Source organism: Micromonospora orduensis (genome assembly GCF_006228125.1).
Lineage (GTDB): Bacteria > Actinomycetota > Actinomycetes > Mycobacteriales > Micromonosporaceae > Micromonospora > Micromonospora orduensis.
Genome location: NZ_VDFY01000290.1, coordinates 48,697 through 63,809, shown reverse-complemented (window position 1 = coordinate 63,809; position 15,113 = coordinate 48,697). Strand labels below are relative to the sequence as shown.

The window sequence follows — 15,113 nt, the reverse complement described above, 5'->3', positions numbered from 1 at the left end:
GAATAGAACCGACGAGATGCGCAAAAGGGGCATATGGGGAATCCTCCCGGGCGGGAGGGCGGGTAACCGATCAGACGGGCAGTGGGGCGTGCTCCGCCTCGGGCAGCGACCGCGACGGCGGGACGACGAACTTGTAACCCACCTGGCGGACCGTGCCGATCATCGACTCGTACTCCGAGCCGAGCTTGGCGCGCAACCGCCGGACGTGCACGTCCACCGTGCGGGTGCCGCCGAAGTAGTCGTAGCCCCAGACCTCACGCAGCAGCTGGTCCCGGGTGAACACGCGGCCCGGGTGCTGCGCCAGGAACTTCAACAGCTCGAACTCCTTGTAGGTGAGGTCGAGCGGGCGTCCCTTGAGCTTGGCGGCGTACGTGTCCGGGTCGATACTCAGCTCGCCGGCGCGGATCGAACCGCCGGCGCCGGCGGTCGCGTTGCTCAGCCGGCCCACGGCCAGCCGCAGCCGCGCCTCCACCTCGGCCGGCCCGGCCGAGGCGAGGATGACGTCGTCGACGCCCCAGTCGGCGTTCAGCGCGATCAGCCCGGCCTCGGTCACCACCGCCACGAGCGGCACCCCGAGCCCGGTGGCGTGCAGCATCCGGCAGGTCGCCCGGGCCTCGCTCAGCTCCGACCGCGCGTCCACCAGCACCGCGTCGGGGCTGGGCCCGGCGACCAGGGTGCGGACGTCGCGTGGTGCGGTGCGGACCGAGTGCGGCAACAGGTCGAGTGCCGGCAGCACAGCGGACGGTTCCCCTGCGCGTGCGGTCACCAGCAGCAGGATCTCCACGATCACCTCCGTCCCGGCGGCGCGCGGCCGCACGCGACCAGACGCACTCGTGAGGGAGTGCGCTGAGAAATTGCGTGGTCCCGGCGTCGCTGACGGGCGGGTAACGCGTTGAGCGTAACCGATCGCCTCGGCTGCGCCGTCAGGCCATTTCCCGTTTGTCTAGCTTGCCCCTGATCGTGGCGCAGGTTTTAACGTTGCTGAAACCCTTGACCACCGCACCGGCGGGCCGGTCTGGCACGATCGGGGCGTGTTTCCCTCCACCTCGCCGGACGCCGGCCGCGAAACGTGGCCCGACGGGCCTCGTCCGGGCCCGGCCGCACCGACCCGTGGCCAACCGCCCGCGCCGCGCACCGGTCCGGCCGTCGCCGACGGCGACCGCCGCGAACGGGGTGGCCCGCGCCGTGCCCGTCGCGCCGGGGAGCCCGCCCGCCGCTCCGAGGACGACATCGACGAGCCGGAGGAGGAGGTCGTACCCCCGGTCGAGGTGCGCCGTCCGCTGGCGCTGACAATCGCCGGGTTCGCGGCACTGCTCGGCGTCGGTCTGGTACTCGGCGCGCAGACGTCGGGCCCCGGCCACCGGCTACCGTTCGCCTTCATCGTCTTCGGCGTCCAGCTGTTGTTCGTGCTCGCCTGGGCGATGGCCATGCGCCCGCCCGCCCTGCTGCTGGTCGCCGGCATCAGCGCGGTGGTCGCCGCACTCGCCGACGTCGCCGCGGTGCAGACCGACGTCGCCGGCCTGGCGCCGCTGGGCTACCTGGCCGCCGGTGGGTTCCTCGCCGCCGTGCTCGGTCAGCTGGTCCGTCGGGTCGACCGGGTCCGGGTCACCGACTCGCTCGGCGCCACGCTGCTCATCATCGTCGGGGTGGTGGCCTTCGGCACCCTGATCGTGCTCAGCCGGATCCCGGCCGGCACCCAGGCGATCACGGTCTGCCTGACCGCGAGCGGCGTCGCGCTCACCGTCGCCCGGCTCACCGACGCCGTGCTGCCCTGGCCCCGGCTGGCCCCGCAGGTGCCCCGGGGCGCCGCCGGCGTGGTGGCGGGCGCCATGGTCGGCACGCTGATCAGCGCGCTGCTCGGCAGCTACCTGGTGGCACCCTTCACGCCCACCCGGGCCGCGGTGATCGGCCTGGTCGCGGCGGTCACCGCCGTGCTCAGCGACCTCGCCGTCGGGTACGCGGAGGCGGGTCGCCTGATGGCCGGCGAACCGCCCACCATGTGGGTCGCCCGGCACATGCAGGGCCCACTCGGTGGCTTCGCCCTTGCCGCACCTGCCGCGTACGCCATGTGCATGCTCTTCCTCTGAGTCACGGTTGAGCCCGGAGCCGGTCGGGTACCTACGGGTGCGCCGCCCTGCGGCAGCCGGTACGAACGCCCCGTCGCACCGCGGCGGGCGGAGACAGGAGGCGGCGTGGCCCAGGACTATCCGGCGGACGAGGTCCGGCCCAGACGGCGCGGTCGCAAGCTGCTCATCGGCCTGGTCGTCCTGCTCCTGGTGGTGGCCGGGCTGCTCGTGGTGGCCGACCGGGTGGCGGTCGGGGTGGCCGAGAGGGAGATCGCCAAGCGGGTCAGCCAGGAGGTCACCAAGCAGGGCGCGCAGTCCGCCGCACCCGAGGTGCGGGTCGGCGGGACGCCGTTTCTGACGCAGGTGCTCGACGGCCGTTACGAGCGGATCACCATCAAGCTGCGGGACGTGCAGGCGTCGGTCGAGGGCGACGCCGTACGACTGCCGGTGCTGGACGTCGACGCGCGTAACGTGCGGGCCTCCCTGGACACGCTCCGGACCGGGCAGGGCGACGTCGTCGCGGACACCGTCAACGGCACCGGGACGATCAGCTACGACAGCCTCGCCGCGCTGCTGGACCGGCCCGGGCTCACCCTCGGGGAGCAGGGCGGCAAGCTCGCCGTCACCGCCCCGGTCGACGTCCTCGGCCAGAAGTTCACGGTGAGCGGCACCGCCGACGTGACAGTGGGCAAGAACGGCGCGGTCGCGCTGCGCTTCAACAACCTGGATGCCGCCGGGCTGCCGAACCTGCCGTTGGCCCGCGCCGTGTTGAACAACTACGCCAAGGGCATCTCGATCGACGTGCCGCTGCCCGACCTGCCGTTCCAGCTGGCGGTTCGGGAGGTCCGGCCGTTGCCCGAGGGGTTGGCGGTCACGGCCGACGCGAAGGACGTGCCGATCAACTCCGTCAGCTGACCGGTGGGACCGGGAACCGCCGGTGGTCCTGGCGGTTCCCGGATGGTGGTCGGCTCAGTGGCAGCCTCGTCACTGGCTGGTAGGCTCCGTGACCATGGGGACTCACCTCACCAAACGGCGCGCGGTCGACCTGTGCCGCGTGGCCACCTGCCTGTGTCGCCCCGTCATCTGACGGCGGGGCTGTCTTCGGTCGCCTGATCGGCGGCCACCGGCACGCAGGGTTCTCGTACCCTCCGGTGATCCCATCGAACGCCCGGCAGCGGCGCCGTCGCACGAACCCGTGATCCCGTCCTTCCACTGGGTCCCGCGCGTGGTGCGACAGTTACACCCATCGATACTCACGCGCTGGCTCACCATCCATCCTCACCAGGGAGTGATTCGATGAGTCGCGACACCGCACTCGTCTCGGCCGAGTGGGCCGAGAAGAACCTCGACGCCCCGGGCGTCGTCTTCGTCGAGGTCGACGAGGACACCTCGGCCTACGACACCGGCCACATCGCCGGCGCCATCAAGATCGACTGGAAGACCGACCTCCAGGACCAGGTCCGTCGGGACTTCGTCAACAAGTCCCAGTTCGAGGCGCTGCTCTCCGAGCGGGGCATCAGCAACGACGACACAGTCATCCTGTACGGCGGCAACAACAACTGGTTCGCCGCGTACGCGTACTGGTACTTCAAGCTCTACGGCCACCGCGACGTCAAGCTGCTCGACGGCGGCCGCAAGAAGTGGGAGCTGGACGCCCGCCCGCTGGTCACCGACACGGTGACCCGCCCGGCGACGCAGTACGTCGCGCAGGAGCCCGACACGTCCATCCGGGCCTTCCGGGACGAGGTCGTGGCCGCGATCGGCACCAAGAACCTGGTCGACGTGCGCAGCCCCGACGAGTTCGCCGGTCGGCTGCTCGCCCCCGCCCACCTGCCGCAGGAGCAGGCGCAGCGGGCCGGCCACATCCCCACCGCGATCAGCGTCCCGTGGTCCAAGGCGGCGAACGAGGACGGCACCTTCCGGTCCGACGACGAGCTGCGCAAGATCTACGGCGACGCGGGGCTCGACGACGGCAAGGAGACCATCGCGTACTGCCGGATCGGTGAGCGCTCCTCGCACACCTGGTTCGTGCTCCAGGAGCTGCTCGGTCACCGCAACGTCAAGAACTACGACGGTTCCTGGACCGAGTACGGCTCGCTGGTCGGCGTGCCGGTCGCGCTCGGCGACGAACCCGGGGAGGCCTGATCGCCATGACCGCACCCACCGCTGCGGGTTGCGCCGCACCCGACCAGGCCGCCCCACTGCCGGCCAGCCTGGACCTGGAGAAGGAAACCGTGATCACCGGCATCGTCCGCTCGGCGTCGGACGAGGCCGTGGCGGGCGCGTACGTCCGGCTGCTCGACTCGACAGGTGAGTTCACCGCCGAGGTGGTCACCTCGGCCGCCGGCCAGTTCCGGTTCTTCGCCGCGCCGGGCTCCTGGACTCTGCGGGCGCTGTCCCGGCACGGCAACGGCGACACCGCCGTCACCGCCGGCCGGGGCATCAACGAGGTCACCGTCACCGTCGCCTGACCCACTGCTCTGATCGACCGGGCCGGTCACCCCATGCGGGGTGACCGGCCCGGTCGTGTCCGAAGGGGTCAGAGGCCGGTGGCCCGGCAGGACGAGGCGGGGTCGAGGGTGAAGTCGACGGTGTTCACGATGCCCGCCTCGATCCGGGTGCGCTGCACCTCCGGCACCCAGCTGTCCCTACCCACGATCACGTCGTAGCGGCCCTTCGGCAGCCACCAGACGTACCTCCCCTGAGCGTCTGCGGTGAGGGTGTGGCCGGTGGTCGTGCCCGCCCGGTTGACCCGTACCGTCGCGGGAACCCCGATGGTCGCTCCGCCGCAGGTCACCCCGGTTACGGTGCCCTGGACGCGGCCCCAACTTGCCGGTGGTGACACGTTCATCGTCACCGCGACGGCGGGCACCCGGTAGGGGGTGTCGGACGCGATGCCCAGCTCGCCGGAGTAGATGCCCGGTTGGACGACGCCGGCCGCCTCGGTGGCGCTCAGCGTGATGGTCACCGCCCGGGACGTGCCCGGTTCCAGGGTGAAGGCGTTCGGCGCGGTGGACAACCAGGGAAGGTCCGCCTCCCCGGCGCAGAGGCCCAGGCCGTCCAGCCGCTCGCTGTCGGCCGACCCCACGAACGGCGAGGGCGAACCGCCGATCTTGTACGCGCCACAGGCGGCGGCGCCCCGGTACCGGCCGAACCCGACGTTGGGCAGGTCCCGCCAGGTGCCGGCCACCGGGTCGTACGCGATGGTCCGGTTGGTCACCGTTGTCGACGCTGCGGTGACTCCGCCGGCCAGCACCAGCAGGCCGCCGGCGGCCGCGTACTGGGAGCCCCACAGGTCCAGCGGCAGGTTCGGCAGCGGGCTCCACGCGTCCGCCGCCGGGTCGTACCGGTAGGCGTCGGTGTGCTCGGTGCTGCCGGTGCCACCGGCGCAGTACACGGCGGTGCCGATCCCGCCGCAGGAGAGCCAGGAGACGGGGTGCGGGTAGGCCGCGCGGGTGCCGAACGTGCCGGTCGCCGGGTCGAACACGACCAGCCGGTCGGAGTCGGCGCAGTCGCTGTCGAGGCATCCGCCGACGAGGTAGATCCTGCCCCCGGCCACCGCCTGCCCGGCCGCCGCCGCCGGGAACGGGTTGGTCGCCCCGGCCACCGTGCTCCAGGTGCCCGCGCCCGGGTCGTACACGTCCACCGAGGCGACTGTGACGTCGTCCGCGCCCCAGCCGCCGAGGACGTACAGCTTGCCGCCGACCGCCGCCGCGACCGGCTTGGACCGGGCGGTCGGCAGGTCGGGCAGCGCGGACCACACGCCTACGGTGGGGTCGTACCGCCAGGCCTTGCGTTCCAGGCCCGAACCGCCGCCACCGCTCACGGAGTAGATGGTGCCGTCCAGGTTGGCCGCCGCGTTGTCGAAGACCGCCGCCGGCAGGTCGGGGATCCCCGCCCAGGCGTCCTCCGCCCGTGGCGCGTCATCGGTGCCGGTCCCGCCGTACGTGGTGCCGGTGCGGGTCCTGCTGATCCCCTTCATCTTCTGCTCCCGCAGTGGCGCGCCGGCGCGGGACAGCACGTCGAACCGCCCGTCGCGCTCCACCAGGTTCACGGTGGCCGGCGCGGTGCCGGTGTTGCGCACCGTCACCTTCGTGGTCCGGGTGCTGCCGTACGGCTGGTAGGCCTCGACGTCGGTGGTCGTGACGGTGAGGCGGCCGGCGGACAGCGCGAGGTCCGTCCGGCGGGCGTCGTCCGCCGCGACAGTCGCCGTGGTCGTCATCGTCCGGTACGGGGGTCGCGTGGCGCTGAACCGGTGCGGCCCGGTCGACGCGGAGAAGAGCCAGTAGAAGCCGTCCGGCAGACTCGGGTCGTCGGGTGTCGCCGCCGACACTCCCCGGTCCTGCGTCCGCTCGGTGCCGGCGACTGTGACTCCGTTGAGCGGTGTGCCGGTGTTGCGGTCGGTGGTCACGCCGAGCAGCAGCCCGCCGGGTGCCGGCGCGCAGTCGCGGTTGACCACCTGCACGTCGTCCACCTGCCACCACCAGGCGAACGTGCCGTGGAAGCGGAACCGGACCCGGGCGGTGGCGGCTCCGGCCGCCGCGTCCAGCGGTACCTCCTCCATCCGTGGCCCGCGTCGGCTGCCGGTCTGGTGCCACACGGTGGTCCAGGTGCCGCCGCCGTCGGTGGAGACGTCCACGTCGGCCGCGTCGGTGACGCCGACCGCCCGCCAGTCGCTGTGGAAGCGCAGCACCGGTGCCGGTGCCGCGCTCAGGTCGAGCGTCGGGGTGACCAGGTCGGTGTCCTGGGTCCGGTCGGAGCCCAGCCGGTCGCTGTCGACGATCGCGAAGGCGCCGTCGCCGCCGGTGAGGTTGCCCCGGTCCCCGGGGTCGGTGAAGCTCCAGCCGCCGTCCCCGGTGCGGTTGCGTACCGCCCAGCCGGGCGGCGTGTCGGTCCGGTCGAAGCCCTCGTTCAACACGGGCGCGGCGAAGCTGCCGGTGTAGCCGGCCGCCGTGCAGGCCGGCTCGACCGGCACCGCGATGTCGGCCGTGACCGGCCCGGCGCCGGTCACCACGTCACGGCTGACGGTGCGGTAGCCGGGGTAGCGGGCGGTCACGGTGAGCCGGTACGTGGCGTTGCCCGCCACGGTGAACGAGTACCGCCCGGTGGCCGGGTCGGTGTGGACCGGCGCGCCGGGTCGTCCGGTGACCTCGATGCGGGCGTAGAGCGGCCAGCCGTGCCCGGAACCGTCGGTGACCCGGCCGCTGACGGTGACCGACGGGCTCGCCACCAGGGCGAAGTCGCGGGTGACAGCGCCGCCCTCGGCGACGGTGACGGTGCTCGACTGCCCGGCGTAGCCGTACGCGCTGACGCTGACGGTGGTCTCGCCGGCCGGCACGGTGAGCGCGTACCGGCCGTCCGCGCCGGTGGTGACGCTGCGGGTGCCGTCGCCGACGGTCGCGCCCGCGATCGGGGCGCCGGCCGCGGTCACCGTGCCGGCGACCCGTCCCACCGCGCCGCGCGGAGCTTCCCGCACCGCCGCGTACGCGTCGAGCCGGCCCTCGCCGAAGACGTTGTTGTCGGCGGCGGTGCCCCCGCAGGTGGTGGCGTCGACGTCGCGGGCGGCGCGGTCAAGTAGTTCCTCGGTGGCGGCGACGTCGCCCTTCAGGCCGGGTGCCGCAGACCAGACGAGCGCGACGGTGCCCGAGACGTGCGGCGCGGCCATGGAGGTGCCGTCGAAGGCGGCGTAGCCGTTGCCGGGGACGCTGGAACGCACGTCGCTGCCGGGGGCGGAGATGTTGGGTTTGACGGACCGCGGGTCGGTGCCGTCGCCCCGGCCGGAGAAGTCGGAGATGGCGTTCTGCGCGTCGTACGAGCCGACGGCGTACGCGTTGGCGTTGTCGCCGGGGGAGCCGGCGCTGCCACAGGCCGGGCCGTCGTTGCCGGCGGAGAAGACGGGGAACATGCCGGCCGCCCGCCAGGCCGCGATGGTCTGCTGGAACCACGGGTCGCCGCCGGCGCCTCCCCAGGAGTTGTTCACCACGTCGGGGCGCAGGTCCGGGCGGGGGTCCTGCCCGTTCAGGTCGGTGGGGGCCAGCACCCACTGACCGGCGGCGAGCAGGGAGGCGTCAGAGCAGGAGGTGGCCTCGCAGCCCTTCGCGGCGATCCATCTCGCGCGGGGGGCGACGCCGATCTGGTTGCCGGCGCCGTCGTCGCCGATCATCGTGCCCATCGTGTGGGTGCCGTGGTCGTTGTTGTCGCAGGGCGCGGCGCTAGGGCAGATGCCGGCCGGGTCGTACCAGTTGTGGTCGTGGTCGAAGGTGCCGTCGCCCAGGTTCCCCCGGTACGTGCCGACCAGCGCCGGGTGGTCGTACTGGACGCCGCTGTCGATGTTGGCGACCACGACGCCCTCGCCGCGGTCGCCGAACTCACTCCACACCTGCGGGGCGTTGATGTTGGTGAGCCCCCATTCGGCGCCGTCGGTGCGGGGACGGCTGGCGGTGGTGGGTTTCGGCCGCACCAGGGGGTAGTTGCGGGTGGGTTCGATCCGGGCGACCTCTGGCCGTTTGGCGATCTCGTCGGCAAGCGCCCGGTCGCCGGTCACCCGTACGGCGTTGGCGATCCAGTAGGTGGTGTGCGGCGCCCGGCGGGCCGTCAGCAGTTCGCGCAGGCCCTTCTGGGTGCGCTCGGCGGTAGTTGTGAGCAGCCGGTGCACCTCCCGGGCCCGGTCGTCCGGGTCGCGCAACCGCGTGGTCCGGGCCACCGGCGCGGTGTCGCGCAGGTAGACCAGGAAGGTTCCGCTGCCCGTCGTACCGAGCTGTCTGAGCAGACGGTGGTCCACGCTGGCCCGGGCCGGCGCGGGTTGGGGTGGAGCGGCGACCGCGGGTTGGGCGGTGAGGCCCAACCCGACCGCGGTGCACGCCAGGGCCGCCCGCCAGAGGGCGGACCGTGTGGCTGATGGTCGGAACATTCTTCCTCCCCACGTCATTGGTCCCGATCGGTTCGGGGCCCGTGCGCGCACCGCGCATCCACCCGGTGCCGAATGGATAACGTCGGTCAGTGCCTGGTCAGTGACGACCGGTGATCCTGCCCGGGGTCGGACCGACGAACTCCATCGGTATACGTCACTATCAATGGGTGGAATTCACGGGTGGAGGCGGCGTCGCCGGCGCAGGGGTCCCGATCGTCGTCTGCGTCAGCGCGGACGTCTCGGTGCGGGAGCGGGTGGTCCGCCAACTCGACGGCGTCGGCCCGGTGGTGAGCTGCGCCGACCTCACCGAGCTGCGCACGATGCTGTTCCCGGCGCCGTCCGGCGCGACGACGCTCCCGCCGACGGTGCCGCCGGGGCCGGTCAGCTGGGGTGAGCTGGTCGTCGACCGCGCCGGCCAGCGGGTCACCTGGCGTGGCGACCCGCTTCCGCTCAGCCGCACCGAACGCGAACTGCTCGCCCGGCTGATCGGCCCGCCGCTTGTGGTGTGGAGCCACGAACAGCTCTTCGCCTCGGTCTGGAGCGACGCGTACCTGGGTGACAGCGCGGTCCTGCACTCCGCGATCAGGCGGCTGCGGCACAAGCTGCGGAGCCTGCCGGGCGGCCCCCGGGTGCACACCGTGCGGGGCGTCGGCTACCGGCTCGACCCGCCACCGGGTCCCGCCTGACGCGGGGCCCGCCGCACCCCTCCCGACCGCCGCCGGAGGCCAGGACCGCCCGTGACACCATGGCCCGGTGAGCGGTGCTGTCCAGACGGGAAGCGTTTCGTCGACCGGTCCCGCCGCCCCGGCGCCCGCCCGGCGGCGGCGCTGGCTGCTGGCCGTGACCGTCCTGTGGGCCGTGCTGCTGGCCGCGCTCACCTGGACGTCGGTCCGCGACGATCCACCCACCGTCCGGGAGCAGCGCACGCTGGATCAGGCCGGCCCGGTGGTGGACCGGGCGGTCGGCGAGCTGGCCCGGGCGGCCGGCGCCTCCGCGCTGCTGGAGCTCGGCCCCGCGCGTATCGCCGCGGGCTGCCGGGTCACCCCGTTCGCCGACGGCGCCCGGCTGCGGCGCGAGGTCGGCGTCCTCGCGCCCGACGGCACCGAACGGTCCGTGCTGGACGGGCTCGCCGAGCGACTGCCGGCGAGCTGGCGCGCCGGCGTCGTCTCCGGTCCGGACGGCCCGGAGCTGTACGCCGACGCCGGGGAGTTCGTCGCCGTCGCGGGTCGACCGACGGGGGACGGCCGGGTCCGGTTGACCGTCGACACCGGCTGCCGGCCGGTCGGCTCCGGTTACACCGCGCCGCCGGCCACCGGCGACGGCGGGGAGGCCGCCGCCCTGACCGCCGCGCTGCGGGCGCTCGACCAGCCGGCCGAGGCCGCGCCGGAGCTGGTCACCGCGCCCTGCCCGGGTGGCGCGACGGCCCGTACCGCGCGCTCCACCGCCGGCCCGGCCAGCTCGGCGACCGCGCTCGCCCCGCTGGCCGGCGGCACCCCGCTGCTGGACGACCCGCCGGTGTACGCGTACCGCGCCGGGACGGTCACCGTGCTGGCCGACCTCACCCCGGACGCCTCCCGGCTGACCGCCACCGTCGGCTGCCCGGGCTGAGCGGGGGGGCGACCCTCCGGTCAGGTGCCCTGCCCGCCCTGCGGATCGCGGCTGCGCCCCAGCGCGTCGACCCGCCCCCAGCGGCCCGGGATGTCCAGCAGCTCCACCCGACCCATGCCCGGCGGCACCGCCGGATCGATGATCAGGTGCTCGCCCTGCGGCTCCAACCCGAGCATCACCCGCAGCAGCAGCAGCGGTGTGCCGGTCGACCAGGCCTGCGGGCTGCATGCCGTCGGATACTGCACCGGGTAGTCGGTGAGGTCTCGGGCGTACCCGGCGAACGCCTCCGGCAGCCGCCCGTCGAAGTAGCGGGACGCGGCGAGCATCCTGTCGCAGATCAGCCCGGCCTCGTCCCGGAAGCCGTACCGCCACAACCCCCAGGCGATTATCGAGTTGTCGAACGGCCACACGGTGCCCACGTGGTAGCCGATCGGGTTGTACCGGCCCTGGTCCTCGGCGAGGGTCCGTATCCCCCACCCGGAGAACAGGCGTGGCCCGAGCAGGTGCTCGACCACCTTGCCGGCCCGCGACTCGTCGACGATGCCGCTCCACAGCAGGTGCCCGATGTTCGACGTCAGCGCGTCCACCTGCTGACCGTCGGCGTCCAGGGCGAGCGCGTAGTACCCCCGGTCGGCGATCCAGAAGTCGTGGTTGAACCGCTGCTTCAGCTCGGCGGCCTCCCGCTCCAGCCGGTTGGCGTACTCCGGGTCGTTCCAGAACGTCCGGGCCAGCCGGGCGGCCCGGATCTTCGCGTCGTACGCGTAGCCCTGTAGCTCACAGGTGGCCCGGGGGAAGCCGGGCATCCGGCCGTCGGCGTACGAGATGGCGTCCCAGGAGTCCTTCCAGCACTGGTTCTGCAGGCCGGTCTCCGGGTTGCGGGTCTGGTACCAGAGGTAGCCGGTGCCGAGCAGGTCACCGTACGTGTCGATCCACTCCAGGCCCGCCCGGACCTGTGGCTCCAGCCGCTTGACCAGCGCGGAGTCGCCGGTCCAGCGCTCGTACTCGTCGAGCAGGATGATGAACAGCGGCGTCGAGTCGGCCGACCCGTAGTACGGCGAGTGTGGCTGCTCCTCGAAGCCGGCGGTCTCCCCGTACCGGAGCTCGTGCAGGATCTTGCCGGGCTCCTCGTCCCGGAAGTCGTCCACGCGGTGCCCCTGGAGGCCGGCGAGCATCAGGATGGTCGGCGGGATCAGGTCCGGCAGGAACGGCAGCACCTGCAACGAGGTGATGATGCTGTCCCGGCCGAACAGGGTCATGAACCAGGGCAGCCCGGCGGCGATCAGCCGTACGCCCAGGGCGATCGACTCGTAGCGCAGCGCGGCCAGGTCGTTGAGGCTGCGCCGGTACGCCCCGGCCAACGGCTCGCAGTCGCAGCCGAGTTTCGGCGCCCGGTCGATCAGCTCCTGCTGTTCGGCGCGGATGGCGTCGGCGCTGCGGCTGCCGCCGTACGGCAGGGTGGCCCGGATGTCCTCGCCGCGCGCCCCGTAGATGATGGTGGACGCGTGCAACCGGGTGGTCCACTCGCTGTTGCTGTCGATCCGGATCCGGAAGGTCATCCCGGCGGCGTCGACGTGCGCCGGCGCGCTCGAGCGGATCACCGTCTCCCGGTGGAACGCCTCCCGCCGGTAGACCAGCCGCAACTCGTTCTCGGCGACCGTGGCCGTCGTCCGGCCCTTCTTCTGGCGCGCGTGCTTGATCTCGAACAGGTCGGCGAAGTCGGCCGCCATCTCGATCCGGACGGTGAACTCCACCTCCCCGCCGGAGTGGTTGAGCACGGTCAGCTCCTCCTCGATGCTGCCCACGATCGCCCGGTTGCGGATCACCGACGCCTTGGCGTCCAGGTAGTGGGTGGGTTCGCCGGGCGCCAGGAAGAACCTGGTCCGGTACGGCTCGCCGGTGTCGATGGAGAGCGGGTGCAGCCGTTCGCCGTCGAGGGTGAGCACCCATTTGGACAGGAAGCGGGTGTCGAAGGAGAACAACCCGGTGGGGAAGTCGTACGACGGCTCGATGTCCCCTCGCCGGTCGCTGACCATGAAGGTGTTGCCGTCCAGGATGCTGACGAGGTCCTTCACCCCAGCCGCCCGGCTGCCCTACGGGCGACCTCGCGCGGGTCGCGGGTGCCCGGCGGGTCCGGGAAGAACCGCCGGAAGGAAAGGAAGAGCACCACGTTGCCGCTGAACGTGCTCTCGTTGCGCAGCACCGCCGCGATCGCCTGGGCCTCGCCGGCGATCAGCCGGTCGAACAACTCGGCGCTGCTGTACCAGATGGCGTCGGCCGGTCCCCGGTTCCGGTTGACCTCCACCGCACCCGGTCGCATCCGGACCAGCCAGTGCTCGGTCTGGTTGCCGGTGCCGAGGTCGATCTGGAGGGTTCCGTGGGCCAGGCCGCGCAGGACGGCGGGGGCGCGAGCCGACAGTGATGCGAAGAACCTCTCCGTCGCCTCGGTCACACCCGAATCGTAGGCAGCTGTCCGAGTTGTCGGGTCGGTATCCGCACTCCACCCGCCCGTCGGGCCGAGTCGCCCCGAAGATCAGTAGACGAGCGCCTGAGCGCCCTCGGCCAACGCCTCCTCGACGAAGGCCGCGGCTCCCGCGATCCGTACCCCCGGCAGGACGTCGTCCGGGCCGATCTCCCGCCGGGCCGCGCACTGGGTGCAGGCGGTCACCCGGCCACTGGTCAGGACGACGTGCAGCAGCTCGGCCAGCGGCGCGGAGTGCGGCAACTCGAACTCCTGCGCGCGGCCGGGCAGCGCGAACCAGGTCGACTCCCCGGTCAGCCAGAGCGACACCTCGGCTCCGGCCGCGACGGCGGTCGCGGCGACCGTGAACGCCTGCGCGCACCGCTCCGGGGCGTCCGCCCCCGCGGTGGCCTTGACGACGAGAGTGCGGGCCATGGGACCCAGCATAGGATGGTCGGGATGGTTACCGAGATCGGGTTCGTCAGCCTGCTGGTCGCCGGCCTGGGCGGGCTCGCCGGTGGTCTGGTCTACCTGGCCGTACGCATATCGAGAGGACGTTGGTGACACTGGTGAGCGACGAGAACCCGCTGCAGCCGCCGTGGTTGAACGCGCCTCCGGTCGAGGAGTACCCGTACGAGGAGAGCTACGACCTGCGGGTCGGGCCGAAGCTGCACCCGGCGCTTGACGGTCTGCTGCCCTACATCGGTCTCTGGCGGGGCCGGGGCAAGGGTGGTTTCCCCACCATCGAGGACTTCGACTACGCGCAGGAGATCCGGATCAGCCACGACGGCCGGCCGTTCCTGCACTACGAGTCCCGGGCCTGGCTCCTGGACGAGCAGAGCCGGCCGGTTCGCCCCGCCGGGCGTGAGGTCGGTTGGTGGCGGCCGGTCATGGTGGACGGCCGGTCCACCGACGAGTTGGAGGCGCTGCTGACCACGCCGACCGGCGTGATGGAGCTGCACCTCGGCAAGCGCACCGGCACCCAGGTCGAGTTCGCGACTGACGCGGTGGTGCGGACGGCGACGGCCAAGGAGGTCACCGGCGGGCACCGGCTCTTCGGCATCGTCGATGGCGCGTTGCTCTACGCGCAGGAGATGGCGGCGATGGGGCACCCGCTCAGCCCGCACCTGTCGGCCCGGCTCGTCCGGGTCGGGGGCTGACGCTCAGTCGACGGGAAAGCCCAGCAGGGCGTGCAGGGCCGGGGTGCGCGGGCAGTGGTCCCGACGCACCCCGTCGAGCATCCGGACCTCGGTGAGCCCGCGTACCGACGAGCTGAACCAGACCCCGTCGGCGTCGTGCAACTCGGCTGGCGTGACCATCCGTTCGGCGGCGCTCAGGCCCAGCTGGTCGGCGTGGGCGAGCAACCACGCCACGGTCGTGCCGGGCAGGATGCCGGTGGTGGCGGCCGGCACCGTGCAGAGCGTGTTCCCGGTGAGCCACACCACGTTGGCGATCGGTCCCTCCAGGGCGTACCCGTCGGAGGAGACCCAGAGCACGTCGTCCACGCCGGCCCGGCGCGCCCAGCGGCGGGCGGCGCTGTTGACCGCGTACGAGGTGGACTTGATGCCCGCCGGCAGCCAGTCCAGTCCGGTACGCGCGTCGGCGGGCACCCCCAGCGGCAGGATGGCCACGGTGATCCCGTTCCGCCGTGCCGCCTGCGAGGACGCCGGCACCTCGGTCAGCGTGGCGTAGACGGTCGGTGGGCCGCCGGCCTCCGAGCCTCGGGTGCAGACCAGCCGGAGCGCGCCCTCCACCGGCGCAGGCCAGCCCGCGCGCACCGTGTCGAGCAGGTCGATGAGCGCCTCGGTGGGGGGCAGATCCAGGTCGACGGCGGCCGCCGCCGTGGCCAGCCGGGCCAGGTGCTCGTCGCGCAGCCACGGCCGGCCCTGGCGCAGGTGCATGGACTCGAAGAGCCCGTCGCCGCGTAGGACACCCAGGTCGTCGCCGCGCAGCACGGGTTCGTCGGCCGGGATGAGACCCCGCCCGAGGACGGCGATCCGGGCGTTCGCGGTGGTCGGGGCCGTACCGACGGATGACGTCACCATGACCGTCGAGCGTAGCCGGGGACGGT

The 15,113-nt window shown here is 72.9% G+C and carries 15 protein-coding genes; 9 read left to right on the top strand and 6 right to left on the bottom strand.

From position 1 onward, the window contains the following. Positions 1-70 precede the first annotated feature (70 nt). Positions 71-790: a winged helix-turn-helix transcriptional regulator gene (locus FHG89_RS31120; RefSeq protein ID WP_208761169.1), complete on the bottom strand. Its 720-nt coding sequence runs from the start codon at positions 788-790 to the stop codon at positions 71-73. 241 nt (positions 791-1,031) lie between these two features. Here FHG89_RS31120 and FHG89_RS31115 point away from each other — a divergent pair, with 241 nt between their 5' ends. The 5 genes from FHG89_RS31115 to FHG89_RS31100 all read left to right on the top strand — a co-directional run bounded on the left by FHG89_RS31115 (position 1,032) and on the right by FHG89_RS31100 (position 4,537). Continuing rightward, positions 1,032-2,087: a hypothetical protein gene (locus FHG89_RS31115; protein ID WP_139587949.1), complete on the top strand. Its 1,056-nt coding sequence runs from the start codon at positions 1,032-1,034 to the stop codon at positions 2,085-2,087. A 105-nt stretch (positions 2,088-2,192) separates the two neighbouring features. Then, a complete protein-coding gene (locus FHG89_RS31110; protein WP_139587948.1) occupies positions 2,193-2,981 on the top strand; it encodes an LmeA family phospholipid-binding protein in 789 nt (262 codons plus the stop codon). A 94-nt stretch (positions 2,982-3,075) separates the two neighbouring features. Beyond that, a complete protein-coding gene (locus FHG89_RS34520; protein ID WP_310503780.1) occupies positions 3,076-3,153 on the top strand; it encodes an Ms5788A family Cys-rich leader peptide in 78 nt (25 codons plus the stop codon). Between the two features lie 209 nt (positions 3,154-3,362). Further along, positions 3,363-4,211 carry a sulfurtransferase gene (locus FHG89_RS31105; protein WP_139587947.1) on the top strand — a complete coding sequence of 283 codons (849 nt, stop codon included), beginning with the start codon at positions 3,363-3,365 and terminating at the stop codon, positions 4,209-4,211. 5 nt (positions 4,212-4,216) lie between these two features. Then, positions 4,217-4,537 (top strand): DUF1416 domain-containing protein, encoded by a 321-nt coding sequence (locus FHG89_RS31100; RefSeq protein WP_139587946.1) that lies wholly within the window; start codon positions 4,217-4,219, stop codon positions 4,535-4,537. Positions 4,538-4,605: 68 nt separating this feature from the next. Here the strand turns inward: FHG89_RS31100 and FHG89_RS31095 are convergent, their stop codons facing one another. After that, on the bottom strand, positions 4,606-8,976 hold the full coding sequence (locus tag FHG89_RS31095) for a S8 family serine peptidase (RefSeq protein WP_139587945.1): 4,371 nt from the start codon (positions 8,974-8,976) through the stop codon (positions 4,606-4,608). A 212-nt stretch (positions 8,977-9,188) separates the two neighbouring features. Here FHG89_RS31095 and FHG89_RS31090 point away from each other — a divergent pair, with 212 nt between their 5' ends. Together FHG89_RS31090 and FHG89_RS31085 are read left to right on the top strand one after the other, a co-directional pair. Further along, positions 9,189-9,662, top strand: coding sequence for a winged helix-turn-helix domain-containing protein (locus FHG89_RS31090; protein WP_244296029.1), 474 nt, complete (start codon positions 9,189-9,191; stop codon positions 9,660-9,662). A gap of 67 nt (positions 9,663-9,729) precedes the next feature. Then, on the top strand, positions 9,730-10,584 hold the full coding sequence (locus tag FHG89_RS31085) for a hypothetical protein (RefSeq protein ID WP_139587943.1): 855 nt from the start codon (positions 9,730-9,732) through the stop codon (positions 10,582-10,584). A gap of 20 nt (positions 10,585-10,604) precedes the next feature. On the opposite strand, the gene FHG89_RS31080 is transcribed toward FHG89_RS31085, so the two are convergent. From FHG89_RS31080 to FHG89_RS31070, 3 genes are all read right to left on the bottom strand, one after another. Continuing rightward, entirely contained in the window at positions 10,605-12,656 is a 2,052-nt protein-coding gene (locus tag FHG89_RS31080; protein ID WP_139587942.1) for an amylo-alpha-1,6-glucosidase, read from the bottom strand. Then, positions 12,653-13,033 (bottom strand): SCP2 sterol-binding domain-containing protein, encoded by a 381-nt coding sequence (locus FHG89_RS31075; RefSeq protein WP_139587941.1) that lies wholly within the window; start codon positions 13,031-13,033, stop codon positions 12,653-12,655. The genes FHG89_RS31080 and FHG89_RS31075 overlap by 4 nt, the downstream gene beginning before the upstream one ends. 81 nt (positions 13,034-13,114) lie before the next feature. After that, a complete protein-coding gene (locus tag FHG89_RS31070; RefSeq protein WP_139587940.1) occupies positions 13,115-13,489 on the bottom strand; it encodes a DsrE family protein in 375 nt (124 codons plus the stop codon). Between the two features lie 12 nt (positions 13,490-13,501). Between FHG89_RS31070 and mtfM the strand changes: the two genes are divergently transcribed. Both mtfM and FHG89_RS31065 read left to right on the top strand, forming a co-directional pair. Then, positions 13,502-13,606 (top strand): small membrane protein MtfM, encoded by a 105-nt coding sequence (gene mtfM, locus FHG89_RS34245; protein WP_030327764.1) that lies wholly within the window; start codon positions 13,502-13,504, stop codon positions 13,604-13,606. Between the two features lie 5 nt (positions 13,607-13,611). Further along, positions 13,612-14,202 carry a heme-binding beta-barrel domain-containing protein gene (locus FHG89_RS31065; RefSeq protein ID WP_139587939.1) on the top strand — a complete coding sequence of 197 codons (591 nt, stop codon included), beginning with the start codon at positions 13,612-13,614 and terminating at the stop codon, positions 14,200-14,202. Positions 14,203-14,205: 3 nt separating this feature from the next. Here FHG89_RS31065 and FHG89_RS31060 read toward each other — a convergent pair whose 3' ends face one another. Continuing rightward, complete coding sequence (locus FHG89_RS31060; RefSeq protein WP_139587938.1) at positions 14,206-15,087, bottom strand: aminotransferase class IV; 882 nt, start codon at positions 15,085-15,087, stop codon at positions 14,206-14,208. Between the last annotated feature and the right edge of the window lie 26 nt (positions 15,088-15,113).

Bases quoted from the DNA above. Each gene is read 5' to 3' on its own strand.
- FHG89_RS34520 (WP_310503780.1), top strand. From the start codon at position 3,076: ATGGGGACTCACCTCACCAAACGGCGCGCGGTCGACCTGTGCCGCGTG.
- FHG89_RS31105 (WP_139587947.1), top strand. From the start codon at position 3,363: ATGAGTCGCGACACCGCACTCGTCTCGGCCGAGTGGGCCGAGAAGAAC.
- FHG89_RS31100 (WP_139587946.1), top strand. From the start codon at position 4,217: ATGACCGCACCCACCGCTGCGGGTTGCGCCGCACCCGACCAGGCCGCC.
- FHG89_RS31095 (WP_139587945.1), bottom strand. From the start codon at position 8,976: ATGTTCCGACCATCAGCCACACGGTCCGCCCTCTGGCGGGCGGCCCTG.
- FHG89_RS31070 (WP_139587940.1), bottom strand. From the start codon at position 13,489: ATGCTGGGTCCCATGGCCCGCACTCTCGTCGTCAAGGCCACCGCGGGG.
- mtfM (WP_030327764.1), top strand. From the start codon at position 13,502: ATGGTTACCGAGATCGGGTTCGTCAGCCTGCTGGTCGCCGGCCTGGGC.
- FHG89_RS31060 (WP_139587938.1), bottom strand. From the start codon at position 15,087: ATGGTGACGTCATCCGTCGGTACGGCCCCGACCACCGCGAACGCCCGG.